Source organism: Oceanihabitans sp. 2_MG-2023, from assembly GCF_030547245.1.
GTDB lineage: Bacteria > Bacteroidota > Bacteroidia > Flavobacteriales > Flavobacteriaceae > Oceanihabitans.
Genome location: NZ_JAUOQT010000004.1, coordinates 17120 through 41555 on the forward strand (window position 1 = coordinate 17120; position 24436 = coordinate 41555).

At 31.0% G+C, this 24436-nt stretch carries 27 protein-coding genes; 13 read left to right on the plus strand and 14 right to left on the minus strand.

The annotated features are described in order from the left end of the window. Nucleotides 1-170: 170 nt before the first annotated feature. Together Q4512_RS09530 and Q4512_RS09535 are read right to left on the minus strand one after the other, a co-directional pair. Nucleotides 171-1619, minus strand: coding sequence for a glyceraldehyde-3-phosphate dehydrogenase (locus tag Q4512_RS09530; RefSeq protein WP_303424050.1), 1449 nt, complete (start codon nucleotides 1617-1619; stop codon nucleotides 171-173). Between the two features lie 137 nt (nucleotides 1620-1756). Beyond that, a complete protein-coding gene (locus tag Q4512_RS09535) occupies nucleotides 1757-3169 on the minus strand; it encodes a trypsin-like peptidase domain-containing protein (RefSeq protein WP_303424051.1) in 1413 nt (470 codons plus the stop codon). Between the two features lie 139 nt (nucleotides 3170-3308). Between Q4512_RS09535 and dapF the strand changes: the two genes are divergently transcribed. From dapF to Q4512_RS09560, 5 genes are all read left to right on the plus strand, one after another. Further along, nucleotides 3309-4085 (plus strand): diaminopimelate epimerase, encoded by a 777-nt coding sequence (gene dapF, locus Q4512_RS09540; protein ID WP_303424052.1) that lies wholly within the window; start codon nucleotides 3309-3311, stop codon nucleotides 4083-4085. Next, on the plus strand, nucleotides 4082-4606 hold the full coding sequence (locus Q4512_RS09545) for a GNAT family N-acetyltransferase (protein ID WP_303424053.1): 525 nt from the start codon (nucleotides 4082-4084) through the stop codon (nucleotides 4604-4606). The genes dapF and Q4512_RS09545 overlap by 4 nt, the downstream gene beginning before the upstream one ends. After that, nucleotides 4607-5650: an endolytic transglycosylase MltG gene (gene mltG / locus Q4512_RS09550; RefSeq protein WP_303424054.1), complete on the plus strand. Its 1044-nt coding sequence runs from the start codon at nucleotides 4607-4609 to the stop codon at nucleotides 5648-5650. A gap of 3 nt (nucleotides 5651-5653) precedes the next feature. Beyond that, entirely contained in the window at nucleotides 5654-6559 is a 906-nt protein-coding gene (locus Q4512_RS09555; protein WP_303424055.1) for a DUF2279 domain-containing protein, read from the plus strand. A gap of 165 nt (nucleotides 6560-6724) precedes the next feature. Next, nucleotides 6725-7375 (plus strand): peptidoglycan-binding protein LysM, encoded by a 651-nt coding sequence (locus Q4512_RS09560; protein ID WP_303424056.1) that lies wholly within the window; start codon nucleotides 6725-6727, stop codon nucleotides 7373-7375. A 2-nt stretch (nucleotides 7376-7377) separates the two neighbouring features. Here Q4512_RS09560 and Q4512_RS09565 read toward each other — a convergent pair whose 3' ends face one another. The 4 genes from Q4512_RS09565 to dnaA are packed head-to-tail and all read right to left on the minus strand — an operon-like array spanning nucleotide 7378 to nucleotide 11417. Next, the gene (locus tag Q4512_RS09565) at nucleotides 7378-8088 is read right to left on the minus strand and encodes an SAM-dependent methyltransferase (protein ID WP_303424057.1); all 711 of its coding nucleotides are present in this window, start codon (nucleotides 8086-8088) and stop codon (nucleotides 7378-7380) included. Nucleotides 8089-8098: 10 nt separating this feature from the next. After that, a complete protein-coding gene (locus Q4512_RS09570; RefSeq protein ID WP_303424058.1) occupies nucleotides 8099-9475 on the minus strand; it encodes a PQQ-dependent sugar dehydrogenase in 1377 nt (458 codons plus the stop codon). 28 nt (nucleotides 9476-9503) lie between these two features. Continuing rightward, nucleotides 9504-9956: a low molecular weight protein-tyrosine-phosphatase gene (locus Q4512_RS09575; RefSeq protein WP_303424059.1), complete on the minus strand. Its 453-nt coding sequence runs from the start codon at nucleotides 9954-9956 to the stop codon at nucleotides 9504-9506. 33 nt (nucleotides 9957-9989) lie between these two features. After that, entirely contained in the window at nucleotides 9990-11417 is a 1428-nt protein-coding gene (gene dnaA, locus Q4512_RS09580; RefSeq protein WP_303424060.1) for a chromosomal replication initiator protein DnaA, read from the minus strand. A 182-nt stretch (nucleotides 11418-11599) separates the two neighbouring features. On the opposite strand from dnaA, the gene Q4512_RS09585 reads away from it, so the two are divergent. Next, nucleotides 11600-11992 carry a thioesterase family protein gene (locus Q4512_RS09585; RefSeq protein ID WP_303424061.1) on the plus strand — a complete coding sequence of 131 codons (393 nt, stop codon included), beginning with the start codon at nucleotides 11600-11602 and terminating at the stop codon, nucleotides 11990-11992. A gap of 10 nt (nucleotides 11993-12002) precedes the next feature. On the opposite strand, the gene Q4512_RS09590 is transcribed toward Q4512_RS09585, so the two are convergent. Genes Q4512_RS09590 through Q4512_RS09610 form a run of 5 tightly spaced genes read right to left on the minus strand, consistent with a single transcriptional unit; the run spans nucleotide 12003 to nucleotide 15558 of the window. After that, nucleotides 12003-12617 (minus strand): YigZ family protein, encoded by a 615-nt coding sequence (locus Q4512_RS09590; RefSeq protein WP_303424062.1) that lies wholly within the window; start codon nucleotides 12615-12617, stop codon nucleotides 12003-12005. Next, nucleotides 12618-13481 (minus strand): DMT family transporter, encoded by an 864-nt coding sequence (locus tag Q4512_RS09595; RefSeq protein WP_303424063.1) that lies wholly within the window; start codon nucleotides 13479-13481, stop codon nucleotides 12618-12620. Beyond that, a complete protein-coding gene (locus Q4512_RS09600; protein ID WP_368389416.1) occupies nucleotides 13478-14104 on the minus strand; it encodes an HAD family hydrolase in 627 nt (208 codons plus the stop codon). Before Q4512_RS09600 ends, Q4512_RS09595 begins: the two co-directional genes overlap by 4 nt. Before the next feature lie 14 nt (nucleotides 14105-14118). Beyond that, nucleotides 14119-15102, minus strand: coding sequence for a bifunctional diaminohydroxyphosphoribosylaminopyrimidine deaminase/5-amino-6-(5-phosphoribosylamino)uracil reductase RibD (gene ribD / locus Q4512_RS09605; RefSeq protein WP_303424064.1), 984 nt, complete (start codon nucleotides 15100-15102; stop codon nucleotides 14119-14121). Then, nucleotides 15103-15558, minus strand: coding sequence for an LEA type 2 family protein (locus Q4512_RS09610; protein ID WP_303424065.1), 456 nt, complete (start codon nucleotides 15556-15558; stop codon nucleotides 15103-15105). A gap of 52 nt (nucleotides 15559-15610) precedes the next feature. Between Q4512_RS09610 and Q4512_RS09615 the strand changes: the two genes are divergently transcribed. From Q4512_RS09615 to Q4512_RS09630, 4 genes are all read left to right on the plus strand, one after another. After that, entirely contained in the window at nucleotides 15611-16102 is a 492-nt protein-coding gene (locus tag Q4512_RS09615; protein ID WP_303424066.1) for a GNAT family N-acetyltransferase, read from the plus strand. A 15-nt stretch (nucleotides 16103-16117) separates the two neighbouring features. After that, the gene (prmC, locus tag Q4512_RS09620; RefSeq protein ID WP_303424067.1) at nucleotides 16118-17008 is read left to right on the plus strand and encodes a peptide chain release factor N(5)-glutamine methyltransferase; all 891 of its coding nucleotides are present in this window, start codon (nucleotides 16118-16120) and stop codon (nucleotides 17006-17008) included. Further along, nucleotides 17009-19003 carry an NAD-dependent DNA ligase LigA gene (gene ligA, locus Q4512_RS09625; protein WP_303424068.1) on the plus strand — a complete coding sequence of 665 codons (1995 nt, stop codon included), beginning with the start codon at nucleotides 17009-17011 and terminating at the stop codon, nucleotides 19001-19003. Between the two features lie 116 nt (nucleotides 19004-19119). Continuing rightward, nucleotides 19120-19809: a hypothetical protein gene (locus Q4512_RS09630; RefSeq protein ID WP_303424069.1), complete on the plus strand. Its 690-nt coding sequence runs from the start codon at nucleotides 19120-19122 to the stop codon at nucleotides 19807-19809. On the opposite strand, the gene Q4512_RS09635 is transcribed toward Q4512_RS09630, so the two are convergent. Next, nucleotides 19793-20179: a DoxX family protein gene (locus Q4512_RS09635; RefSeq protein ID WP_303424070.1), complete on the minus strand. Its 387-nt coding sequence runs from the start codon at nucleotides 20177-20179 to the stop codon at nucleotides 19793-19795. The genes Q4512_RS09630 and Q4512_RS09635 overlap by 17 nt on opposite strands. Before the next feature lie 444 nt (nucleotides 20180-20623). On the opposite strand from Q4512_RS09635, the gene Q4512_RS09640 reads away from it, so the two are divergent. Beyond that, nucleotides 20624-21118, plus strand: coding sequence for a hypothetical protein (locus tag Q4512_RS09640; RefSeq protein ID WP_303424071.1), 495 nt, complete (start codon nucleotides 20624-20626; stop codon nucleotides 21116-21118). Here the strand turns inward: Q4512_RS09640 and Q4512_RS09645 are convergent. Beyond that, nucleotides 21105-22022, minus strand: coding sequence for a bifunctional UDP-sugar hydrolase/5'-nucleotidase (locus tag Q4512_RS09645; RefSeq protein WP_303424072.1), 918 nt, complete (start codon nucleotides 22020-22022; stop codon nucleotides 21105-21107). The genes Q4512_RS09640 and Q4512_RS09645 overlap by 14 nt on opposite strands. A 5-nt stretch (nucleotides 22023-22027) precedes the next feature. Continuing rightward, complete coding sequence (locus Q4512_RS09650; RefSeq protein ID WP_303424073.1) at nucleotides 22028-22789, minus strand: 5'-nucleotidase C-terminal domain-containing protein; 762 nt, start codon at nucleotides 22787-22789, stop codon at nucleotides 22028-22030. A 70-nt stretch (nucleotides 22790-22859) separates the two neighbouring features. Between Q4512_RS09650 and Q4512_RS09655 the strand changes: the two genes are divergently transcribed. Continuing rightward, entirely contained in the window at nucleotides 22860-23387 is a 528-nt protein-coding gene (locus Q4512_RS09655; protein WP_407941808.1) for a DUF6913 domain-containing protein, read from the plus strand. After that, the gene (dapA, locus tag Q4512_RS09660; protein WP_303424075.1) at nucleotides 23380-24261 is read left to right on the plus strand and encodes a 4-hydroxy-tetrahydrodipicolinate synthase; all 882 of its coding nucleotides are present in this window, start codon (nucleotides 23380-23382) and stop codon (nucleotides 24259-24261) included. Before Q4512_RS09655 ends, dapA begins: the two co-directional genes overlap by 8 nt. Nucleotides 24262-24436: the final 175 nt, after the last annotated feature.

Sequence of the window (24436 nt, forward strand, 5' to 3'; positions counted from 1 at the left end):
AAAATTAGTTTGGTTTATTTTTTACGAAAATAACAAATTATGTTTATTTAGATGCTTAATGCCTTTCAAAATGATTACAAAAACAAAGATTTAACATAATTTTTTTTAATTAAAAAGCCTCACAAAAGTGAGGCTTAAATATATACGTTAGTAATTAAACTTTAGATGTTTTAGTAATAAGTATGTCTTCTAACTTTTGCAATATATTTTGCTAAACGAATGACCTGGTGGCTATATCCATATTCGTTATCATACCATATATATAAGATTGCATTTTTACCATCTTCTCTAACAATAGTTGCTTTACTGTCGTAAATAGAAGGAGCAGAACTACCAACAATATCACTAGAAACTAACTCGTCACTAAGTTCATATTTTATTTGTTCTACTAAGTTTCCTTCTAAGGCATACTTTTTCATTATAGTATTTAAGCCATCTACAGAAGTTGGTTTCTCTAGTTCTAAATTCAATATCGCTAAAGATCCGTTAGGTACAGGAACTCGAATTGCATTAGAAGTTAATTTGCCTTCCAAACTAGGTAAGGCTTTGCTAACTGCTTTTCCTGCTCCAGTTTCTGTAATTACCATGTTTAATGCAGCTGCACGTCCACGTCTGTATTTACTATGAAAATTATCTACTAAATTTTGATCATTAGTATATGCATGAATCGTTTCTAGATGTCCAGATTTTACACCAAAAGAATCTTCTACCGCTTTTAAAATTGGTGTAATAGCATTTGTGGTACATGAAGCTGCAGAAAAAACATGTACTTCGTCTGGATTGTGTTCTCTATGATTTACACCATGTACAATATTTGGTACACCTTTACCTGGCGCAGTAAGTAATACTTTATCAGTTCCTTTCGATTTTAAGTGTCTTCCTAAAGCCTCATTATCTCTAAAAGCTCCAGTATTATCAATTACTAAAGCGTTATTTATATCGTATTTTGTATAATCTATATCTTCTGGTGCGTTTGCAGAAATAATATTTACGGTTGTACCATTAATAATTAATGCGCTATTTTCGACGTCAATAGAAACGGTTCCAGAAAAATCACCATGCACAGAATCGTTACGTAATAAAGAAGCTCTTTTTTCTAAAACAGTTGCATTAACTGCACCACGAGTTACAATAGCTCTTAAACGTAATTGAGTTCCTTTACCAGCTTTGGTCATTAATTCTCTAGCTACTAATCGACCAATTCTACCAAAACCATAAAGCACTACATCTTTAGGTTTAATACTTCCATTTTTGCTAGCATCTTTAAGTTTGTCGGCTACAAATGCAGTTGCATTATTGTAATTTCCTTCTTCTATGTGGTACTCATAGGTTAATTTACCAATATCTAATTTGGCAGGAGGAAGGTCTAGGGTCTTAATTGCTTGAGCAATTTCTACAGAATCAAAAATAGAAATTGGTTTTTGTACAAACTCACAAGCATATTCATGTAAGTTTAAAATGTCGCTAACATTTTTATCTATTAATTGATTTCTAAAAATAACTAGTTCGATAGATTTATCGTACCAAAGGTCGCTTACTATTTTAATAAATTCTACAGTAGCTCTACGTCTATCTGCTTGAAAAGCTAATTCGCTTTCATAAGTTTCGTTAATAGGCATTGTTAAAATATTTTTGTGTTGTTAATTTTTTTGCAAAAGTAACATATTTCAAACGTTTTCGTAGCTAATTTTACACAAAATAAAAACGCTCTAGAAAAGGCTAGAGCGTTTGTAATAAAAAGGTGTTTTTTTTAGAATTATCTAAAGTTATATCTTTCTTTTTCGCCTTTAGAGTTTATTAGTTCTATGCGTAACAATTCATTAGTTTGTCTATTTTTTAATATGGTTTGTACATCTTCAATACTATTTACTTTAATATCGTTAATAGCAGTAATAATATCACCAACTTGTACGCCGTTGTTCATCCAATAGCCTAAGTAGTTCTTGTTATTGGTTAAACTTGCAATTTTTACACCATTGTCTGTTTTGTATTTTTTAAGGTCTTTTGCTTTTGCATTTTTAATTACTCCAATAATGGGAACGGTTAAAGTTTCATTTTTAAGTAATGTTACAGGAAAAACCCTTTGTTCTCCATTTCTTAAAACCGTAACGTTAATTACATCTTTCGGACTTTTTGAGTTTAGAAATCCTTTTAAGTCGGAGAATTTTTTAATATCTACATTTTCTAATTTTTGAATAATATCACCGCTTTTTAATCCAGCTATATCTGCTCCAGAGTCTTCTTCTACTTCTTCAATGTAAAACCCTTCGCTTGTGTTTAATCCGAATTTTTCAGCATAACCAGAACTTATAGGACTTCCAGATACACCTAGAATTCCGTTTTGTACATTACCAAATTCCATAATATCTTGTACTACTTTTTTTGCAATATTACTTGGTACAGCAAAAGAATAGCCAATATAAGATCCCGTTTGCGATGTAATAGCAGTATTAATTCCTATTAAATCCCCATTTGTATTTACCAAAGCACCACCAGAATTCCCAGGATTTACAGCAGCGTCTGTTTGTATAAAAGACTGATTGCTTAAACCAGATAAATCTCTTGATTTTGCGCTAATAATTCCAGCTGTGACTGTTGATGTTAAATTAAAAGGATTACCAATTGCAAGAACCCATTCGCCAATTTTGGCTTCGTCGCTATCGCCAAAAACAGTAAATGGTAATTCTTCATCAGCTTCCACTTTAATTAAGGCAATATCTGTTTTTTCATCTGTACCAATAATAGTAGCATCATAGGTTTTGTTGTTATTCATTGTTACAGTAAGCTCTCTAGAACCAGCAATAACATGGTTATTGGTAATAATATAACCATCTGGCGAAATGATAACACCAGAACCCGTACCAACTTGTGCACGTTGTGGTTGTCTTCCAAAAAACAAATCTTCATAGGTCATTTGTTTAGAGTTTATTGTTGTGTTTTTTACGTGAACTACAGTATGTACTGTTTTTTCTGCAGCAGCTTCAAAGTTCACATCTCTATCTGGAGTAAAATTTGCATTACTTGTGTGGTTTACAGGAAAACTAAAAGGTTGTTCTTGCTTTTCTTGCACTACAACATGCTGTTCTTTTTCCATAAAAATTTTATAAGCACCTAGAGTAATTGCTCCTCCTAATGCTGAAACGAATAATAGGGATAAAATCTTTTTCATAATTATATATCTGTTTAGTATAAAAAGGTTAACGATTAAAATTAAAAAATTGTTGTTTAATAAAATCAACTTTAACGCGTATTTAACACCTATTAATACCGTTTAATATTGTTATATTTGTCGTAATAATTACTATTTAATGACACACACTTTTTATAAATATCAAGGAACAGGAAACGATTTTGTGATGATAGATAATCGGAGCAATACCTTTAATAAGAAAGACACAAAGAAGGTTGCTTTTTTATGCGATAGACGTTTTGGTATTGGAGCAGATGGATTGATTTTACTAGAAAATCATGATACTGCTGATTTTAAGATGGTGTATTATAATGCAGATGGAAATGAAAGTACCATGTGTGGAAATGGAGGAAGATGTATTGTTGCTTTTGCAAAATTTTTAAATATTATTAATACACATACTACTTTTGAAGCTGTAGATGGTATGCATGATGCTATTGTAGAAAAGGATATAGTAAAGTTACATATGCAAAATGTAGATTTGGTTGAAAAACATGCCAATCACATCTTCTTAAATACAGGTTCGCCACATCATGTACAAAAAGAAGCGAATTTAAAAACCTTAGATATTAAAACCGAAGGAGCAAAAATTAGATATGGAATCCCTTATAATGAAGCTGGAACAAATGTAAATTTCGTTTCGAAAGTTAACGATACTACTTTTGCTGTTCGAACTTACGAACGTGGCGTAGAAGACGAAACATTATCTTGTGGAACCGGTGTTACTGCAGTTGCAATTGCCATGCATTTTATTGGAGAAACCGAAAAAAATATAATCCGCTTACAAGTAGAAGGAGGCGAACTACAAGTGTCCTTTGATAGAAAGGGAAAAACGTATCAAAATGTTTGGCTAATTGGTCCTGCAAAACAAGTTTTTAAAGGAACTATTTCATGATTACATTAAAAGGTGAACATATATATTTACGAGCTTTAGAGCCTGAAGATTTAGCGTTTATTCATACGATTGAAAACGACGAAAGTATTTGGGAAATTAGCAATACTATAACACCATACTCTAAATATTTAATAAAGCAATATTTAGAGCATGCACACAAAGATATTTACGAAGTAAAACAACTACGACTTGTCATTTCTAGTTACGATGATGTAGCGCTTGGTATGATTGATATTTTTGATTTCGATTTTAAAAACCGAAGAGCAGGAATTGGTATTCTAGTAAAAGAAGAAGCAAATAGACAAAAAGGTTTTGGAAAAGAAGCTTTGCGTTTGTTGGTCAATTATTGTTTTACTCACCTAGATTTACATCAATTATATTGTAATATTTCAGAAGAAAATAAAGCAAGCCAGAAGCTCTTTACCAATCAAGGTTTTCAAGAAATAGGATTAAAAAAAGACTGGAATCTAGTCCATAATAAATTTAAAAACGAATATATTTTTCAACTCATTAATAAATAAATGTACTTTAAAAAAATACTTTTAGCAATAGCCGTTATAGGGTTAATCGTTGCTGCTTTTTTCGCAAATTTTGTGTATAAAGCCATGTTTAAACCAAATACAAACTTTAATAATGAAGAGGCATATATATATGTGTCTAGTACTGCGGATTATAATGAAGTGCGAGAACAACTTTCACCATTATTGAAAGATATGGATGCATTTGATGCTTTAGCAGAAAAAAAGAAGTATAATACCAATCTTAAAGCAGGAAGATTTGTTGTTAAGAAAGGAATGAATAATAATGAAATTATAAATTCTATTCGAAGTAAAAATATTCCGTTAGATCTAAGTTTTAATAATCAAGAACGATTAGAAAATTTAGCTGGTCGAATTGCATTTCAAATAGAAGCAGATAGTATTTCCCTTTTAAAGGCAATGAAGGAAGAAACATTTTTAAAGGAAAACGGATTTAATAAAGAATCCGCATTGTCTATGTATATTCCAAATAGTTATGAAATATATTGGAATACTTCAGCCGAAGGATTTAGAAATAAAATGCTGAAAGAATATAAAAATTTCTGGAATGCTTCTAGAACTCAAAAACGAAATGCACTACATCTTTCTACTAATGAAGTCATGTCTATTGCTGCTATTGTACATAAAGAAACAGCAAAGGTTGACGAAAGACCTCGTGTTGCTGGTGTATACTTAAATAGAATAAGAAAAGGTATGCCTTTACAAGCAGATCCAACGGTTATTTATGCTAAAAAATTGAAGGAAAAAGATTTTAACCAAGTCATTAAACGTGTTTTATATAAGGATTTAGAAATAGATTCAAAATACAATACCTATAAATATCCTGGTATCCCTCCAGGACCAATTACAATGCCAGATGTGTCTGCAATTGATGCGGTTTTAAATGCAGAAAAACACAGTTATTATTATTTTGTTGCCAATGTGAAGAATTTTGGATACCACAAATTTGCAAAAACATTAAGCCAACATAATGCCAATAGAAATGAATATGTACGTTGGATTAATAAACAAGGAATAAACAGGTAACTTTTGAAAAAACTCATAGGTATATTTTTTCTTTTATGCATATCTACAATATATGCACAATCCGGAATTAATAACTTCTTAAAACCTAGTGATACTTTACATAAGCCAAGACGTAATGCACTTGTAATTACCGAAGCTTCAGTTATTGGTGTGTCTTTAGTTGGTTTAAATCAGCTTTGGTACGCAGATTACGAAAAATCAAAACTACATACCCTTAATGATAATGAAGAATGGCTTCAAATGGATAAATTTGGTCATGTGTTTTCCTCTTATCAAATGGGTAGAGCAGGAGCAGAACTTTTAAAGTGGAGTGGTGTTCGTAAAAAAGACCAATTATTATATGGCGCAACTTTAGGTTTTGGATTCTTAACCATTGTTGAAATTTTTGATGGATATTCTGAAGAATGGGGTTTTTCTTGGGGAGATATTATTAGTAATGCAGCAGGAACAGGTTTGTATGTCGGACAAGAATTACTTTGGGAAGAGCAACGCATTACCTTAAAATATTCTTTTCATCAAACACAATATGCATCTCAAAGACCAGATAAACTTGGTGAAGGTTTACTAGAAGAAATGTTAAAAGATTATAACGGACAAACCTATTGGTTAAGTGCCAACGTACATTCTTTTTTTAAAAAGGATAAAATCCCTAAATGGTTAAATGTTGCATTGGGTTATGGTGCAGATGGAATGTTAACAGGAAATAACGAAACCGAAGATATTTCCTTTTTAAATCAAAATAGAAAAAGGCAATACTATTTAAGTTTAGATGTCGACTTTAATAGAATAAAAACCAATTCACACTTCTTAAAAACAGTTTTTAGTGTTTTAAATGTAATAAAAGTACCTTTTCCAACATTAGAAATTAACAATAAAAATGGAATAAAGTTTCATGCTATCTACTTTTAAGGGTGTTTAATCGACAATATTTTGATTTTTTTATGTAAACGTCTAATTTTGAATTATAAACGTATAAATAACTGATTTTCAGGTTTAATAAAAAAGTTGTATATTTGCACGCTGAAAATTTATAAGTGATTATTACTATTAATTATTACTGAAAAATTATTCGTTATGATAAAAAATATTGGAAAGTTTACGCTATTACTAACCATATGTACTTTATTAAAGCTTTCATTTTCTTCTGAAACGTTTATAAATTTTATAGACTTTCAAGAAAAAGAAGAAGTAGCTTCTGTAGAAGTATCTAATAAGGTATTTGCATTTAATACCCTTCCTCCAAAAGAAAAATTCACTCCAACTTTAGGAAAGTCTTTTATAGGTTTTAAAGAAGCATTAGCTTTTAAAGAATCTAGAGGGGATTATTTTACAGTAAACAAGTTTGGTTATCTAGGGAAATATCAATTTGGAGCAGAGACTTTAAAAATGATTGGTATTTATAATCCAAATCAGTTTTTGCAAAATCCGGAATTACAAGAAAAAGCATTTGTAGCAAATGCGCAACGTAACAAATGGATTTTACGTAGAGATATAAAACGTTTTAATGGTATGACTATTAATGGTGTTTTAGTAACAGAGTCTGGTATTCTAGCTGCAGCACATTTGGCAGGACCAGGAAGTGTTAAAAAATACCTTAGAAGTTACGGAGAAACAGGTTTTGAAGATGCCTTTGGTACTTCCATTAAACATTATATGAAAAAGTTTTCAGGGTATGATACCTCTGATGTTAAAGCAAATAAAAAAGCAAGAGCAACTACTATTTAGTTTTAGCTTTTATGAATTATAAAAATGGTTGGTCTTTTATGAAGGTCAACCTTATTTTTTTTCCAGTCGTTTACCGTTTTTGTTTTAATATATTCTGAAGGAAGAGTAATGTCGCAAGCCACACAAACCTCTGTGTTATTATTTAAAATTTGACAAATATTTTCGAGCATTTGATTGTTTCGATAAGGGGTCTCAATAAAAATTTGAGATTGATTTTTTTCAAAAGAAAGTCGTTCTAAATTTTTTAGTTCTTGTTTTCTTTCGCCTTTATCAATAGGTAAATAACCATTAAAGGTGAAGCTTTGACCATTCATTCCAGAACTCATAATAGCTAGTAATATAGAAGAAGGACCAACCAGTGGAACAACTTGAATATCTCTATCGTGTGCAATTCTTACAACATCTGCACCAGGATCTGCAACTCCTGGGCAACCAGCATCTGAGAGTAGTCCAATATTTTTTCCTTGCAAACAGGGTTCTAAATAGCTGGGTAGTTCTGTGGGATCTGTAAATTTGTTTAAAGGGAATAAGGTTAACGAAGACTGTTGTTTTTTAGGTGTAATACTTTTTATAAAACGTCTTGCATTTTTTTCATTTTCAACAATAAATGTATCTACTTGTTCGATTACTTTTTTTACAGAAATAGGTAGTACTTCTAGCGGAGCGTTATCGCCAAGAGTTGTAGGTATAAGATAGAGGTTTCCTTTTTTCAATTTTTATAAATTATTGTATTACTATTTTTTTTATCGTTTCAAACCCATTTTCGGAAGTGATCTTAATAAGATATAAACCAGATCGAAAAGAATTCACTTTTATTTCTTTCTCTAATGTTGATATGTTTTTTTCAGTATATACGACCTTGCCTTTAATGTTGAAGATGGTAATGGAATTAATGTTTTTGTTTAAAGTAGTGCTTATTTTTAAATCCTCTGAAGCAGGATTAGGACTTATTTTTATATCCTTGTCTATGTTGAATTCTGGAGTAGACAATATTCCTCCTTTAATTTTATATATACCGCCACTAATATCAGCTATGTAAAGTTCTTTATTAACATCTTCACCAAAGGAAACCCAATAACCTCCATAATCTCCGTGGTTTGTTAAAGCATCTGCTGGGTTTAAGGTGCTTATTGTGCCATCTCCTGAAGTGGCAAAAATATAAGTATCTTGTAAGTCTGCATAGGTGGTGCCACGATACATATAACCGCCAACTACATTACAAAAACAAGGAGGGATAGGATATTCCGCTACTGGTAAAGTCATGGTAGAAGCAAGATCACAACCAGAAGTATTATACGGGTTGCTTCCTTCGTAACAACGCCATCCAAAATTGTACCCATTTGTTGTAGTGCTTACACGATTAATTTCTTCGGTTGTATTTTGTCCAACATCGCCAATCCAAAGATTATTAGTTGAATAATCAAACGAAAAACGCCAAGGATTTCTCAAGCCATATGCCCAAATTTCGTCCAAAGCAGAGGGATTTCCAATAAATGGATTGTCTGCTGGAATGGCATAATTATTACCTCCCGAAGTTGTATTAACATCTATGCGTAACATTTTGCCTAATAAATCCTGTAAATTTTGAGATCTATTATCTGGGTCTCCACCACTTCCTCCATCACCAGTTCCTATATATAAATAACCATCTGGGCCAAACTCTATACAACCTCCATTGTGATTACCATAAGGTTGCGCAATGTTTAATAAGTTTACTTGCGTTGCGACATCTGCAATATCTGGGTTAGCACTATTTACGGTAAAACGGGATATTTGTGTAGCACCATTGTTGTCTGTAAAATTCACATAAAAATAGCCATTACTGGTGTAATTCGGGTGGAATGCTACACTTAGTAAGCCGCGTTCTCCTCCTGGTGAAACTTGATTGTCAATATTTAAAAAAGGAGTAGTGTTGGTGGTGCCATTTTCGTTTAAAATCTTAATTACACCACTTTTTTCGACAATAAAAAGTCGTGAATCGCCTGCGTTTTGAATATCAACAGGGTTATTAAAGCCATCTGCAAAAAGTTCTGTTGTTATGGTTTGTGAAAGTACAGGGAATGAAAATACTAGAGCAAGAAGAGAGATTAGAATTTTCATTTTTTTTACTAAAATAATAAAAATCATGTTAAATAAGAAGCTTGCTTGCGATTACTTCACAAGCTTCGTCTAGCATTTTGAAAACATTTTCAAAACCTTGGGTGCTATGGTGATAAGGATCTGGAACATCATAATTCTGATTCGAATAGACTTCGTTTAAAATAAGTTTTACTTTGGCTATATCATTTTCGTTTCTAGCAAGCTTTACTACATTTTTAAAATTAGAGTTATCCATTGTATAGATAAAGTCGAACGTATCAAAATCGGAAACAGAAAATTGTCTGCCACGTTGGTTTGTGATGTCAATTCCATATTTCTCTGCAACTTTAATAGATCTTTTATCTGGTAAATCTCCAATATGATAGTTTCCTGTTCCTGCAGAATCTATAATGAAATCATTACTAAGTTTATCACGTAAAATACCTTCTGCTAAAGGGGAACGACAAATATTACCAAGGCAAACCATTAGTATTTTAGTCATAATATTTTATTTTAACAAACGAATGTTTGTGATTTAAACCGAAAGTTTTTTGGTTAAGTCTTCTACGTATTTTCTAAATTGTTTATCTGTAGAGGATAAGTTATTAACCGTTTTACAAGCGTGAAGTACAGTAGCGTGATCGCGTTTACCAATTTGCGAACCAATACTAGCCAGTGAAGCTTTGGTGAATTTTTTAGCAAAAAACATAGCTAACTGTCTAGCTTGTACAATGTGGCGTTTCCTAGTTTTAGACTGTAATGTGTCTACATCCATTTGAAAATAATCGGAAACTATTTTTTGGATATAATCTATAGAAACTTCTCGTTTTGTGTTTTTTACAAATTTTTCGACAACCTGTTTTGCTAAGTCTATGGTGACTTCTTTTTTGTTAAAAGAAGATTGCGCAATTAAAGAAATAATAGCTCCTTCAAGTTCTCTAATGTTTGTTTTAATGTGTTTTGCAACATATTCAATAATATCATCAGGCATATCTACACCGTCACGATATAACTTGTTTTTTAGTATAGATACTCTTGTTTCAAAATCTGGACTTTGCAGCTCTGCAGAAAGTCCCCATTTAAATCTGGATAATAATCGTTGTTCTATATCTTGCATATCAACGGGAGCTTTGTCACTTGTTAAAATAACTTGCTTTCCGTTTTGATGTAAGTGATTAAAGATATGGAAGAAAACATCTTGTGTTCCAGATTTACCAGATAAGAATTGAACATCGTCAATAATTAAGATGTCTATTATTTGATAAAAATGAATAAAATCGTTTCTATTGTTCTTTTTTACAGAGTCTATATATTGTTGCGTAAATTTTTCGGCAGAAATATATAAAACTGTTTTTTCAGGGTATTTATCTTTAATGTCTACACCAATAGCATGTGCTAAGTGTGTTTTACCAAGACCAACACCACCAAATATTAATAAAGGATTAAAAGAAGTTCCTCCTGGTTTGCTAGCAACAGCTAATCCTGCGCTTCTAGCTAAACGATTCGAGTCTCCTTCTAAAAAGTTTTCAAAACTATAATTAGGATTTAGTTGCGATTCTATTTTTACATTTCTTATTCCTGGAATAATAAAAGGATTGCGTAATTCGCGATTTTTATTGTTTAAAGGAATGTCTACATCTTGCGCTTTTACTGCAGATCTGTTAGAACTAGGTATTCTTTCTGTAAAGGGTTGTTTGTTGCCATAGGTGTTTTCCATTTTAATAATGTAAACGAGCTTGGCGGTTTCTCCTAATTCTTTGTTAAGTGCTACTTTTAAAATTTTCACATAATGTTCTTCTAGCCATTCGTAAAAGAATTTACTAGGTACTTGAATGCTCAACGCATTTTCTGCAAGTTTAACTGCAACAATTGGTTCGAACCAAGTTTTGTAAGCTTGCGGTTGGATGTTATCTTTTATAAATTCAAGACAATTATTCCAGACCGATTGCGCAGTAATACTCATTATTTTTAGTGAAATTTATTGTTAGTTAAAAAAAGAGGAATTGATTTCCTCTCGTTGATTATAGCCCGGCAAATATGTGAACAAAATTATTAATAAAAAAATATTTTTTAGTTGAATATTAAGAATTTTTTTTGCATGTTTAATCTGTTACCGAAACTACAAAAAAATATTGATATATTACTATGAAAGACAATGAAATTTTTATAAGAATTAGATATGGAGAGACTGACCAAATGGGTGTTGTTCATCATGGTAATTACGCATTATACCTAGAAATGGGAAGAACCGAATGGTTAAGAACGTTTGGAATTTCTTACAGTCAAATGGAGAAAGAAGGAGTGATGCTTCCTGTTATTTCTATGTCTTTAAATTATAAGAAATCAGCTTATTACGATGAGGTTATTAAAGTGAAAACGCAACTAAAGAAAATGCCTTCAGTTAAAATAGAATTTGAGTATACAATTACAAATGAAGCTGGAGATATTTTGGTAGAAGCAAATACAGTTTTAGCATTTATTAATATGAAAACGAAAAGACCAATGAAATGTCCAAATTATATTTTAGATAAACTGTAGTTTCTTTAGGTTAAATAGCTTCGATTTTTATTTCAAATTGATTGTTGAATGTTTCGAAAACAGAATTAGAGTCGTTTTTTCTTACAGAAATATAAATTTTACAATCTAATTCTAATACTTGGTTTGTAATATTTAAGTTTTTTTCTTTAATAATACGCATCACTTTATTCATGTTTTTGTATTCAAAAGAAATGCAATAATCTATATTAATCGTTTTTGTAATAATTTTAGAAGCCTCTAAAGCCATTTGTGCTCCAGTTCTGTAAGCATTAATCAATCCGCCAACACCAAGTTTTACACCTCCAAAATAACGGACTACAACTATAAGTATATTGGTAACATTAAAAGATTGAATTTGTCCGTAAATTGGCATACCAGCACTATTATTAGGTTCACCATCGTCATTCGCTCTATATGAAATATTGTTGTCTTCTGTTCCGAATTGATACGCATAACACCAATGTCTAGCAGTATGATGTTGTTTTTTTAATTCTTCTAGATGTTGTTTTACTTCTTCTTCGTTTTGAATAGGAAAAGCATAGCCATAGAATTTTGAGTTTTTATCTTTAAATAAAACAGCTTCCGAAGCAGATGTAATAGTTTTGTATGTGTCTTTTTCTTCCATTTATGCTAAAGTAACTAATACAATAGAAATTATTGCAAGCGCAATTCCTAGCCAGTTTTTGTTTTGTAGTTTTTCTTTAAAAATAAAAAGACCAATTAAAGTAGATAGCATAACAATAGCGACATTGTTTACAGTAAAAATAGTAGAACTTTCAAAGCCTTCAAACTGTAAAGCTTTTAATAACATATAAATGGAGTAGTAGTTAACAACTCCTAATAGGATTCCGCCAAAAACACTGCGATAATCGAATTTAAAGTTCCTTTTTATGGCTTGAGTTGTAAGTAGCAGTATTCCTATTAATCCAGCAATACAGAATATGGAGGCAGAAAAAATGGGAATACCATTTTTGGAAACATAACTAGTTTCTATATATTTTATGGAGGTGTCTATTATACCAGAACCAAAAAATAATAAAACGGGTAGCCCTAAATTTTTATAATTAAATTTTTCAGTTTTAGCTTTTATTGAAGTTAAATATACCGCAGCCAAGGCTAGTAAAATTCCTGTTGCTTTTTGCCATCCTAAGCTTTCCTGGTATGCATATAACCCGAAAATTATAGGAATAACGACACTCATTTTACTCGCTACAGATGTTACTGTTAAACCGTTGCGCTGGGCTGTTAGTGCCATAATATTAAATACAGAAATAAAAAGAAAACCCAACCCAATGGCTCCAAAAAACCAATCTTCGTTTATTATTTCAGATATTTTTACCGATTCTTCATAAGCTAAAATACCTGTTATACAGGCTGTAAAATAGTTTGCAACTATTGCTTGAAGTGTGTTTATTTGGTACTTGCCAAGTAGTTTGAAAATGATAAAGATTAGCGTAGATGCAAATATGCTAATGAGTAGGTATATCAAAATAAATCTTTCTTAATGGTAAATATATCGCAGATATCTTGGCTAGTTTCGTCAATATTCCAAACGTGTATTCCTAATTGCTTGGCTGCTTCTGTGTTTTCTAAGGTGTCGTCTATAAAAAAGGATTCTTCCGCTTTTATATCGTTTTGTTGTAAAACGAATTCATAAATATTCGTATTAGGTTTTCGTAATTGAATTTCATGAGAAAGGTAAAAAGAGTCGAAGCAATTTTTAAAATCTTCATAAAACGAAACATTCTCTTTAATCCAATTTATATGAAGTTCATTGGTGTTGCTTAATAAAATGAGTTTGTATTTTTTGTCTGCAGCTAATTGTTGTATAAAATCTAATCGCTTTCGCGGAAAGTCTTTCAGGATACAATTCCATGCATTTACAATTTCAACTTCTGTTAAGTCCGGAAAGTTTTCTTGATAGAACTCTAAAAATTCTTCTGAAGAAATTAATCCTTGTTCGTAAAGCGCATTCATTGCAACTAGTTCTTCTGGGAGTTCTTTTACTTCAAATAAATCTAATGCATTTTGCATTGCTCCTTCTTTATCGAGATTGATAAAAACGTCTCCAAAATCGAATATTAAGTTTTTAATCATATGTATTCCCTGCATAAGCAGAAATCTTTTTAATTATTAGTAAATGTTTTAAGAGTATCTTTTATTATCGTTTCTGTAGCAATAAGTTTTCCGTATAATTTTGGGGCTTTTACTCCTTCTTTAAATAAAATATTTCCTGTAAATACTCTTGCTTCATCCCATAGATTTTCGTCTATAAACAGTTGTAGCGTTTTTGATCCACCTTCTATAATAATGGAGTTGATGTTTTCTTTGTATAGGTGCTTACAAATATCTTTAGCAGTGTAGTCTTTAAAAGTAATGGTTTCGGCATCGTTGTTAAAAACGGCATATTCTTTAGATAGTAAGTTATTTCTATCTAAGACAACTCGAATCGGGTTTTGTCCTGTGTAATCTCTAACAGTTAAACTTGGGTTGTCTAGGATAACGGTGTTTGTACCTACAAGTATTGCTTGTTCTTCAGCACGCCATTTGTGTACTAATTGTCTAGATGTTTTGTTCGTTATCCAAACAGGTTTGTTTTCGCTTTTCGTTTTTGGGGCGATAAAACCATTTGTAGTTTCTGCCCATTTTAAAATAATATAAGGGCGCTTTTTATTATGAAAAGTAAAAAAACGTTTGTGGTGTTCTTTGCATTCTTTTTCTAAAACACCAACCGTTACATGGCATCCAGAATCTTGTAGTTTTTTTATCCCTTTTCCAGCAACTTCCGGGTTGTCATCTATACAGCCAATAACCACATTAGGTATTTTATGCGAAATAATAAGGTCGCTACAAGGAGGTGTTTTACCAAAATGACTACATGGTTCCAATGTAACATACAGTGTTGCTTCTTGTAAAAGAGATTTGTTAGCTACTGCGTGTATAGCATTTACTTCGGCGTGACTACCTCCATAAGCACTGGTATAACCTTCACCAATAATTGTGTTATCGTGAACAATTACAGCACCTACCATTGGGTTTGGTCTAGTGGATCCTAAACCAAGTTTTGCAATTTGTATGCAGCGTTTTATATAGGTTTCGTGTATAGTCAACTAGAATTTTATTTTAATGTTTTCGGTTTTATCTACATCATAAGTGTGTGAAAACCCAAGTACTTTATATTTTATTTGCCCTTTGTATTGCACTTTCATTTTTTGCGAAAGTAGACTTCCTAGTAAGCCACTCAGGCTTTTGTTACTTAATAAACTATCGGTTGGTACATTTGCTTCTAGCGGAATAGAAAATTCTTTTCTAGCAGGGACCTTGAAGCTTTCTGTTTTAACTGTTGCCATCTGATTATTGTTAACAAACACTTTAATTTCATCCGTTTTTAATTCGCCACTAATGTCATTCGGATTCATAAAATAGGCATCTGCAGTAAGAGTAATATATTTAGAGTTAGAATCATCTACTTTTATATTGTCTACTCTTAAAAACTCTGGTTTCTCTTTTACAGAACAACTTAAAAAAGTAAGTATTACTGTTAATAAGATTATAAGGTTCTTCATTCTATTTTTTTTAGATTTAATGTATCTTCACCAGCAAAAATAATATTAAAAAGTGACTAATAGCAATATCATTATAAGAGAAATTAAACAAAACGATAATGTGCCGTTAGAAGCTGCTATACGAGGTTGTTTTCATGAATTTGATATACCTTTAAAGGGAACTGCTTACGAAGATCCTGAAACATCAAAAATGTTTGCGTCTTACCAAAACCAAAACGACGTATATTTTGTTGTAACATTAGACGGAAAAGTTTTTGGAGGAGGAGGAATAAAACCTTTAAAGGACTTTGAGTTGGAAGTATGCGAAATTCAAAAAATGTATTTTGCTCCAGAAATACGAGGTAAAGGTTTAGGTAAATTACTTTTTGAAAAATGCATGGAAGCTGCAAGAAAAATGGGGTATAAACAATGTTACTTAGAATCTGCACCACAATTAAAAGCAGCAATTCATATTTATGAAGCATTTGGCTTTAAACATTTAGATGCTCCTTTGGGTAATACAGGACATGATGCTTGTGGTATTTGGATGCTTAAAAATCTTTAGAATGAAATTTAATTCATGAAACTAAAAGAGATACAAAATATATTTCACCAAGAATTGGATGCAATTTATGGCAAAGATGAAGTGAATAGTTTTTTCTATTTACTGATCGCATTTTTTTATGATTTCTCAAGAATAAAATTAGCTCTAGAACCAGATAAAGTAGTATCGGATACAGATGGAGAATTCATTTTTGAAGCCTTGAAGAGGTTAAAAAACGAAGAACCTATTCAGTATATAATTGGCGAAACGGAATTTTATGGTTTGCCATTTAAAGTAAATAAGCATACATTAATACCAAGGCCAGAAACGGAAGAGCTTGTTTCTCTTGTTCTTGAAAATTATAAAAATAAAATTCCAAATAACCAGAAGTTTTCAGTGATAGATATTGGTACTGGATCTGGTTGTATTGCAATTTCATTAGCTAAAAACTTACCGAAAGCTATGGTTTTTGCCTTAGATATTTCCGCGAAAGCGATAGAAAAAGCAAAAGAAAATACAAGGTTAAACAATGTAGAAGTCGATTTTATAGAAGCCTCTATATTAGATCCTGAAAACGTAACAAAATACTTGAAGAATCATTTGTTGATAAGTGAGCAGTTTGATGTAATAGTTTCCAATCCGCCATACGTTAGAAACCAGGAAAAACAAGAAATGAAAGCTAATGTTATAAATAACGAACCCCATTTGGCTTTATTTGTTGCAGACGATAATGCATTGCAATTTTACGAAGCAATAACAAAATTTGCCGTTGTGCATTTGAAACCAAAAGGCGAATTGTATTTTGAAATAAACGAGTATCTTGGTAAAGAAATGATAGCTTTATTACAGGAAAATAATTTTGAAAAGGTAGAATTAAAACAAGATATCTTTGGGAAAGATAGAATGTTAAAAGGAGTGAAAAAATAAATGAATACAAAAGAATATATCCAGAAGTTAGGTGCCGAGTTACGTGAGCATAACTATAATTACTACGTGTTAGATAATCCTACCATTAGTGATTATGATTTTGATATAAAACTGAAAGAACTTCAAGCTTTAGAGGAGAAATATCCGGAATTTCAAGACGCAAATTCGCCAACATTGCGTGTAGGAGGAGCGGTAACTAAAAATTTTAAGACTGTTGTGCATGAGCATAGAATGTACAGTTTGGATAATTCGTATTCTTTAGAAGATTTACAAGATTGGGAAACCCGAATAAAAAAAATGGTAGATGGCGAAATCCAATATACTTGCGAGTTAAAATACGATGGAGCATCCATTAGTTTAACCTATGAAAACGGAAATTTGCTTCGTGCTGTTACTCGTGGAGATGGAATGCAAGGGGATGAGGTTACAGCAAATATTAAGACGATTAAGTCTGTGCCGCTTCAATTAAAAGGAGATTACCCTCCAAAATTTGATATTCGCGGAGAAATTGTTTTGCCTTTTGATGGGTTTAATAAAATGAATGAAGAACGTTTAGATATTGGTGAAGAGCCATACAGAAATCCAAGAAACACAGCGTCAGGTAGTTTAAAGCTGCAAGATAGTGCAGAAGTAGCCAAAAGACCTTTAGAATGTTTGCTGTATAATATTACAGGGAATAATTTAGGAATAGCAACGCAAATGGAAAGTCTAGCAAAAGCAAGGCAAATGGGATTTAAAGTTCCAGAAGCAGCGAAGCTAGCAAGTTCTATTGATGAGGTTTTAGAATTTGTAAACTATTGGGATGTTGAAAGACATAATTTGCCTTATGAAACGGATGGAGTAGTGGTAAAAGTGAACAGTTTGTTTCAGCAGGAGGAATTGGGATATACAGCCAAAGCGCCACGATGGGCAATGGCTTACAAGTTTAAAGCCGAACAAGTTTCTACGCGCTTAAATAGCATTTCATATCAAGTTGGTAGAACAGGAGCTATTACTCCAGTAGCAAATTTAGAACCTGTTGAGTTGGCAGGAACAACAGTTAAGCGAGCATCTTTGCATAATAGTGATCAAATTGAAAAACTAGATGTTAGGGTTGGAGATGAGGTGTTTGTAGAAAAAGGAGGGGAGATTATTCCAAAAATTATTGCTGTAGATCTTAGTAGTCGTCCAGAAAACTCTGAACCAACAAAATATATAACTCATTGTCCAGAGTGTAATACGCTTTTAGAAAGATTAGAAGGAGAAGCAAAACATTTTTGTCCGAATTTTAATGGTTGTAATCCCCAAATAATTGGTAGAATTCAACATTATATTTCTAGAAAAGCAATGGATATTGAAGGCTTAGGGGGAGAAACCGTTGCGCTTTTAGTTAATGCTGGACTAATTTCTAATTATTCAGATTTATATACTTTAACCAAAGAGCAACTAATGCCATTGGAAAGAATGGCAGAGAAAAGTGCCGAAAACTTGATTAATGGTGTTGAAGCTTCTAAACAGATTCCATTTGAAAGCGTGCTTTTTGCTTTGGGAATTAGATATGTAGGAGAGACAGTTGCTAAAAAACTTGCAAAACATTATAAGAGCATTGATGCAATAGCCAAGGCAACACAAGAAGAATTAGTAAATGTAGACGAAATAGGAGTTAAAATAGCCGAAAGTGTTATTCTTTTCTTTGCTTCAGAAGCGAATAGGGCTACTATAGAAAAACTAAAGCAGTTTGGTGTGCAATTAGAAGTTTCGGCTGAAAAATTAGCCAATCAAACCAACAAATTAGAAAATAAAATATTTGTTGTTTCTGGTGTTTTTGAAACCGTTTCAAGAACAGAGCTTAAAAAACTAATAGAAGATAATGGAGGGAAAGTATCTTCTTCAATATCTGCAAAAACTAGTTTTGTTATTGCTGGAGATAAAATGGGGCCGAGTAAAAAAGAAAAAGCCGAAAAGTTAGGAGTTGCTTTAATTTCTGAACAAGAATTCTTACAAATGATCACCTAATTATGTTAATTTCTTTATGATTTATCGATAAAAGCAGTTTATTATCGATTAATTACATTTTTTATTTATATTTGAAAGTTAAAAATTACGCTTTATTAGTGTGTTTAAATTATGCTATGTTAACTGATTATCTTGGTTTTACAGTTTTTAGTCTACTAGATAGTTCTGTATTTGCTATACTGGAATTGCTAGTGGTTCCAGCAATTACTGTGCTCTATTTTATATCAAGGAAAGAAAAGTCGTTGTTTTTTTTACTATTTTTAGTTAGCTATTCTGTTTCCGATATTCTACATATAATCGATGGAGATAACTTGTCTGAAGTTTTATATTTTGCTTGTAATATACTTTATGTTGTTGCTTTCTTTTTTTTATTACTGGAAGTTTTTAAAACCTTGAATTATAATATTGTACTAAAAAAATTCTTAGTGCAAACTATTGTTTTATTCGTGCTAGTTATATATTTATTTACCGTTTTATATGGAATTATAGAGCCTATTTTATTTGAATCGGAAGTGGTCTATTTGGTGCGATTTGTAGAACATAGTTATAACTTTGTGTTATTGGTTTTACTTTCTGTTTCCTTTTTAAATTTTCTAGAAAATGACACAAAAAAATCTTTATTTCTATTTATTGGTTGTTTGGCAATAAGTTTTTCAGAATTTTTATTGATAGGCTATTACTATCTTTCCGATCTTGAATTATTAAATTATGTAGCTGTAATGCTCAATATATTTGCCTTTGTAATGTTTTATCTTCAAACGAATATAGCTATTGATTCAAAAAAAAAAGCTAATATTTTTGCTTAATACGCTTTAAAAAATCTTGTTTAGATAGATATAAAATAATTCCAGATAATATAAAAGTTACAATAGCTGTAATAAATAGTATGCCACCATCATTATTAATTACAATGCCTAATTGGGTTAGATGCATAATAATTGCTCCGCCTATTATAGTTAGGGTTAGTACAGCTCCAATCCAGATTGTTTTAGGTATGATTAGCAAAATGCCCGCTATTAATTCTAAAATACCTATTAGAATTCTACCATAAGGTTCTAAGCCTACCTTTTCAAAAATATACACGCTATCTGGATGTGCAGTAAACTTAAATCGTAAAGTTTGTATCAGTATTATTGCCACAATTATTCTTAAAAGTAAAGAAACTTTTCTTTTCATGTTTAATTCGTTTGAAGTTAAAACATTAGACGTTATTAATTATTTGAGATTACATTTTTGAAGAATTTTCCTTCAAAATAAATTACAATCATGCATTTTATCGATTAAATGCGTTGTTTTGACGTTGTATATAGATTTTTTTTGTATTTTTGTTTTTACCTACTTATGATTATGATTTTAAAAAATTGGATAAAAAAATTTCCAAACAAGATGTTTTTGTGCATATTGTTTGTGCTTGTATTCGTTCATGTAATTGCTACTTTTAGTGAAAATGATTTGTTTCAGCAATTAACAAAACCCCTATTTGTACCTGTATTTTTGATTTATTTTTTATTAAAAAATAAGCATATTAATATTAGTGTGTTTATTTTCTTAATATTCTCTTTTGTGGGAGATTTTACTTCTATTTTTACTTATAATTTAATGCTTGTAAACATTTCAAGTTTGGCATACTGTATAAGCTATTTTGCTTTAGTAGCAGCAGTAATACCCAGAATTAAAAATTTGCAATTAGATACAGTAATTAGCTCGTATTTAATTTTAGTTTTCTTAATTAATGCGTACTTATTGTATATACTTTTTGATGTGATTAAGTATTATATTCCAGATAGTATAGAGGTGACTTTATTCGGAATAAAAAGCACCGCTTTAATAGTTCTTGCTTTTGTTTCTTTTGTAGATTATTTAAATTCAGAAAGCAAGGGATCGATATTATTTTTAATTATGGCCTTATGTTTTGTGTTTTCAGACGTATTACATTACATTAGTATGTATTATTTGTATAACATGAGTTTTGTAATGTTAGATAGAGTGTTGCATGTAGTAGCTTTATTTTTTCTATTTAGCTATATTTTAGAAAGAAATAAAACATCTAAAGCAGTAAAATTAAATACATCTATTTTTTCTTCAAAAACTATTAATGAGATTACACTAAAATAGAAGTTCCTTTAGCGGCTTTGTTTTTATCGGCATCAAAATAAAAGTCTATTTTACCAAGGTTAATTCCGTAGCAACCTACTTGGTTTACTAGAACGTTTTCACCAATACTGTTTTTTGCGACTGTTGGTTTTGGTAAAAAAGTATGTGTATGTCCTCCAATTATTAAGTCAATGTTTTTGGTAGCTTTGGCTAGATTTAAGTCGCTAATTTTTTCAGGAAAATTTTTGTAGAAATATCCTAAATGCGACAAACAAATAACCAGGTCACACTTTTCTTTTTCTTTTAATATTCTACTCATGTCTTGAGCAGTTTCAACAGGGTTAATGTACTTTGTTTCTTTATACATATTTTTGTCTACTAAACCATCCAGTTTAACACCTAAGCCAAAAACGCCAATTTTTATTCCGTCTTTTTTAAATACTTTATATGGTTTGACAAAGCCATCTAGAGATGTATTGGAAAAATCGTAATTAGCAGATAAGAAGTCAAATTTAGCATGAGGCAATTGAGCAAGTAAACCATCAACGCCATTATCAAAATCATGATTCCCTATAGTAGCAGCATCATATTTAAGCATGCTCATTAGTTTAAATTCTAGCTCTCCACCGTAATAGTTAAAATATGGAGTTCCTTGAAAAATATCTCCAGCATCTAATAGTAATGTGTTTGGATTTTCATTTTTAATATTTTGTATTAAACTAGCTCTTCTAGCAACACCTCCTTGATTTGGGTTTCTTCCATCTTCGGGTCCAAAAGCATCAATGTGGCTGTGTACATCGTTTGTGTGTAGTATGGTGATTTTTGTTGTTTTGCTTCCGGATGTAAACGACTGCAAGCCTAAGCCTCCTAATGTTATTAATGCAGCTGTTGCAGATGTTTGTTGTATAAAATCTCTTCTTTTCATCTGGTTTAATTTATTTGAATAAATCTGTCATCAATAACAGGATTAATAGTGTCTTTTTTTAGAAAATAATCTAATAATGCATTTCTTACTTTGTAATTTAAAACATATAAGCTATCATTTGTTTGAAAAAAGGTCATTCGGTCTCCACCATTATACAGGTAGTCATTGGTTGCAACATAATAGGTTTTTTCAGTATCAATTGGTTGGTTCTTAATACTTGCGCTAATCGCATTGTAATCTTTGTCTAGTTTCAATTTTAAACCAGAAATTGGATGTGCTCGTTTTGCTCTACTTAAATAGCGTATTAAACTATCCTGAATTGTTTTTCCTTGCATGGCAACAACGACAAGACTATTTTCAAAAGGCATAATTTCGTATGCGGTTCTAGTAGTAATATTTCCTTTAGATATTATAGCGCGAATACCGCCATGATTGACCAATACCATGTCTACGTTATGGCCAGTTTGTTTGTTAAAAACCGTATTAGATTCTTCCAATATGGCATCAGCAAATAGGTTTCCAATTGCGGTATTAAATTCGCCATCTCTTTTAGAATATGTGTCTACTGCAAACGAAATCACACTATCTAGATTATTGTTAACGTGCTCTCTATATGGTTTAATGAAATCTTCTATTTCTGAGTCTGTTTGTAAGCTGTCGTTAACGTTGATATTTTTTCCTTCAATTTTAATAAGTTGTAAACTTTCTTGTTTACAGCTATAAATTAGTAAAGCAATACCAATAAATAAAAGATGTTTATAATTCATATCTAAAGTATGGGTTTTAATATACAAAACTAACTACTTTTGTTACCTTTGTAAGAAACAATAAAGATAAATGATTTTAAAGGGTTTTAAGCAAAATTCTACTAAAAAACATCTTAGTAAATTATTAAACTCAAGACAGGTTTTTTCAAACAATGAAAAGATAGCAAGCTTGGGGGTAATGATAAATATAGATGAAGTAGATGATTTTGAGTCTTTTAGAAAGCTTGCTAAAGAAATAAATGTAAGACCTAATAAACTTAAAATAATAGCGTTTACCTCTAATAAAAAAGAAGATATTAGTTCTTGGGATGTATGTTTTAATCCAAAAGATTTTAATTGGAAAGGAAAAATAAAAAACAAAGAGCTTCAAGAGTTTATAGACACACCATTTGATGCTTTAATTAGTTATTATGAAGCTGATGTTTTAGAAATGAAGGTTTTAAGTGCAGCGTCGAAATCTAAATTCAAAATCGGAGTATTGCAATCTGATACTCGATTAAATGATTTAATTATTAAAACCAATTTAAAACAATTCGATTTATTTAAAAACGAATTGATAAAATACCTTAATACATTTAATAAAATAAGTAATGAATAAAAAATTTGTAGGTACAGGAGTAGCTTTAGTAACTCCTTTTAATGAAGATTTAAGTATAGACCATAAATCTTTGGAGGCTATCGTTACATATAATATAGAGAACGGAACAGATTATCTTGTAATAAGTGGAACTACAGGAGAAAGTGTAACCATTACTGCCGAAGAAAAAATAGCAATAACCAAGACCGTTATAAAAGCCAATAATGGTAGGTTGCCATTAGTTCTAGGGATTGGTGGAAGTAATACGTTGCAAGTTGTAGAAGAGATTAAAAATACAGATTTCTCTGGTATTGCTGCTATTTTATCTGTATCACCATATTACAGTAAGCCTACTCAAGAAGGATTATATCAGCATTTTAAAGCAGTTGCCGAAGCATCACCAGTTCCTGTAATTTTATATAACGTTCCAGGAAGAACTTCTAAAGACATGTTACCAGAAACGACTTTGCGTTTAGCTAAAGATTTTAAAAATATTATCGCAGTTAAAGAAGCAGGGAATAATGTACATCAATATTTACAGTTGCTAAAAAATAAACCAGAAGATTTTTTAGTGATTTCAGGAGACGATGATTTAGCATTAGGAATTGTTTTAGCAGGAGGAGCGGGAGTAATTTCTGTTCTTGGTCAAGCATTACCTAAAGATTTTACAACGATGATTAATTTAGGTTTAGAAGGCAAAGCAAAAGAAGCTTACGCTTTACATTTTAAGCTAATGGATATTACAGGGTTAATTTTTGCAGAGAATAATCCTGCAGGAATTAAAGCCGTATTTCAAGCATTAAATATGTGTAGTTCTAGTGTAAGATTACCATTAGTGGAAGCATCTAATGTATTAAAACAAAATATTAAAGAAGCGCTAAAAGTATTTGCATAAAAGTTAAATATTACTTAAACCTTTAAATGCCTTGATTTCATCGGTTATTTTAGCAGAATAAAATATTTTTAAAATCCATAATAAAAGACTAATTTTGCAGTCTGTTTTAAAATTAAGAAAGCTAATTATAAAATTAGGGAGTATAATTCTATTAAAGAATTGCAACATATAGTAA

Bases quoted from the DNA above. Each gene is read 5' to 3' on its own strand.
- Q4512_RS09575 (WP_303424059.1), bottom strand. From the start codon at position 9,956: ATGACTAAAATACTAATGGTTTGCCTTGGTAATATTTGTCGTTCCCCT.
- mltG (WP_303424054.1), top strand. From the start codon at position 4,607: ATGTACTTTAAAAAAATACTTTTAGCAATAGCCGTTATAGGGTTAATC.
- dnaA (WP_303424060.1), bottom strand. From the start codon at position 11,417: ATGAGTATTACTGCGCAATCGGTCTGGAATAATTGTCTTGAATTTATA.
- Q4512_RS09535 (WP_303424051.1), bottom strand. From the start codon at position 3,169: ATGAAAAAGATTTTATCCCTATTATTCGTTTCAGCATTAGGAGGAGCA.
- Q4512_RS09635 (WP_303424070.1), bottom strand. From the start codon at position 20,179: ATGAAAAGAAAAGTTTCTTTACTTTTAAGAATAATTGTGGCAATAATA.
- Q4512_RS09585 (WP_303424061.1), top strand. From the start codon at position 11,600: ATGAAAGACAATGAAATTTTTATAAGAATTAGATATGGAGAGACTGAC.
- Q4512_RS09530 (WP_303424050.1), bottom strand. From the start codon at position 1,619: ATGCCTATTAACGAAACTTATGAAAGCGAATTAGCTTTTCAAGCAGAT.
- Q4512_RS09590 (WP_303424062.1), bottom strand. From the start codon at position 12,617: ATGGAAGAAAAAGACACATACAAAACTATTACATCTGCTTCGGAAGCT.
- Q4512_RS09560 (WP_303424056.1), top strand. From the start codon at position 6,725: ATGATAAAAAATATTGGAAAGTTTACGCTATTACTAACCATATGTACT.
- Q4512_RS09545 (WP_303424053.1), top strand. From the start codon at position 4,082: ATGATTACATTAAAAGGTGAACATATATATTTACGAGCTTTAGAGCCT.
- Q4512_RS09645 (WP_303424072.1), bottom strand. From the start codon at position 22,022: ATGAAAAGAAGAGATTTTATACAACAAACATCTGCAACAGCTGCATTA.
- Q4512_RS09630 (WP_303424069.1), top strand. From the start codon at position 19,120: ATGTTAACTGATTATCTTGGTTTTACAGTTTTTAGTCTACTAGATAGT.
- prmC (WP_303424067.1), top strand. From the start codon at position 16,118: ATGAAACTAAAAGAGATACAAAATATATTTCACCAAGAATTGGATGCA.
- Q4512_RS09570 (WP_303424058.1), bottom strand. From the start codon at position 9,475: ATGAAAATTCTAATCTCTCTTCTTGCTCTAGTATTTTCATTCCCTGTA.
- ligA (WP_303424068.1), top strand. From the start codon at position 17,009: ATGAATACAAAAGAATATATCCAGAAGTTAGGTGCCGAGTTACGTGAG.
- Q4512_RS09655 (WP_407941808.1), top strand. From the start codon at position 22,860: ATGATTTTAAAGGGTTTTAAGCAAAATTCTACTAAAAAACATCTTAGT.
- dapF (WP_303424052.1), top strand. From the start codon at position 3,309: ATGACACACACTTTTTATAAATATCAAGGAACAGGAAACGATTTTGTG.
- Q4512_RS09600 (WP_368389416.1), bottom strand. From the start codon at position 14,104: ATGCAGGGAATACATATGATTAAAAACTTAATATTCGATTTTGGAGAC.
- dapA (WP_303424075.1), top strand. From the start codon at position 23,380: ATGAATAAAAAATTTGTAGGTACAGGAGTAGCTTTAGTAACTCCTTTT.
- Q4512_RS09610 (WP_303424065.1), bottom strand. From the start codon at position 15,558: ATGAAGAACCTTATAATCTTATTAACAGTAATACTTACTTTTTTAAGT.
- Q4512_RS09650 (WP_303424073.1), bottom strand. From the start codon at position 22,789: ATGAATTATAAACATCTTTTATTTATTGGTATTGCTTTACTAATTTAT.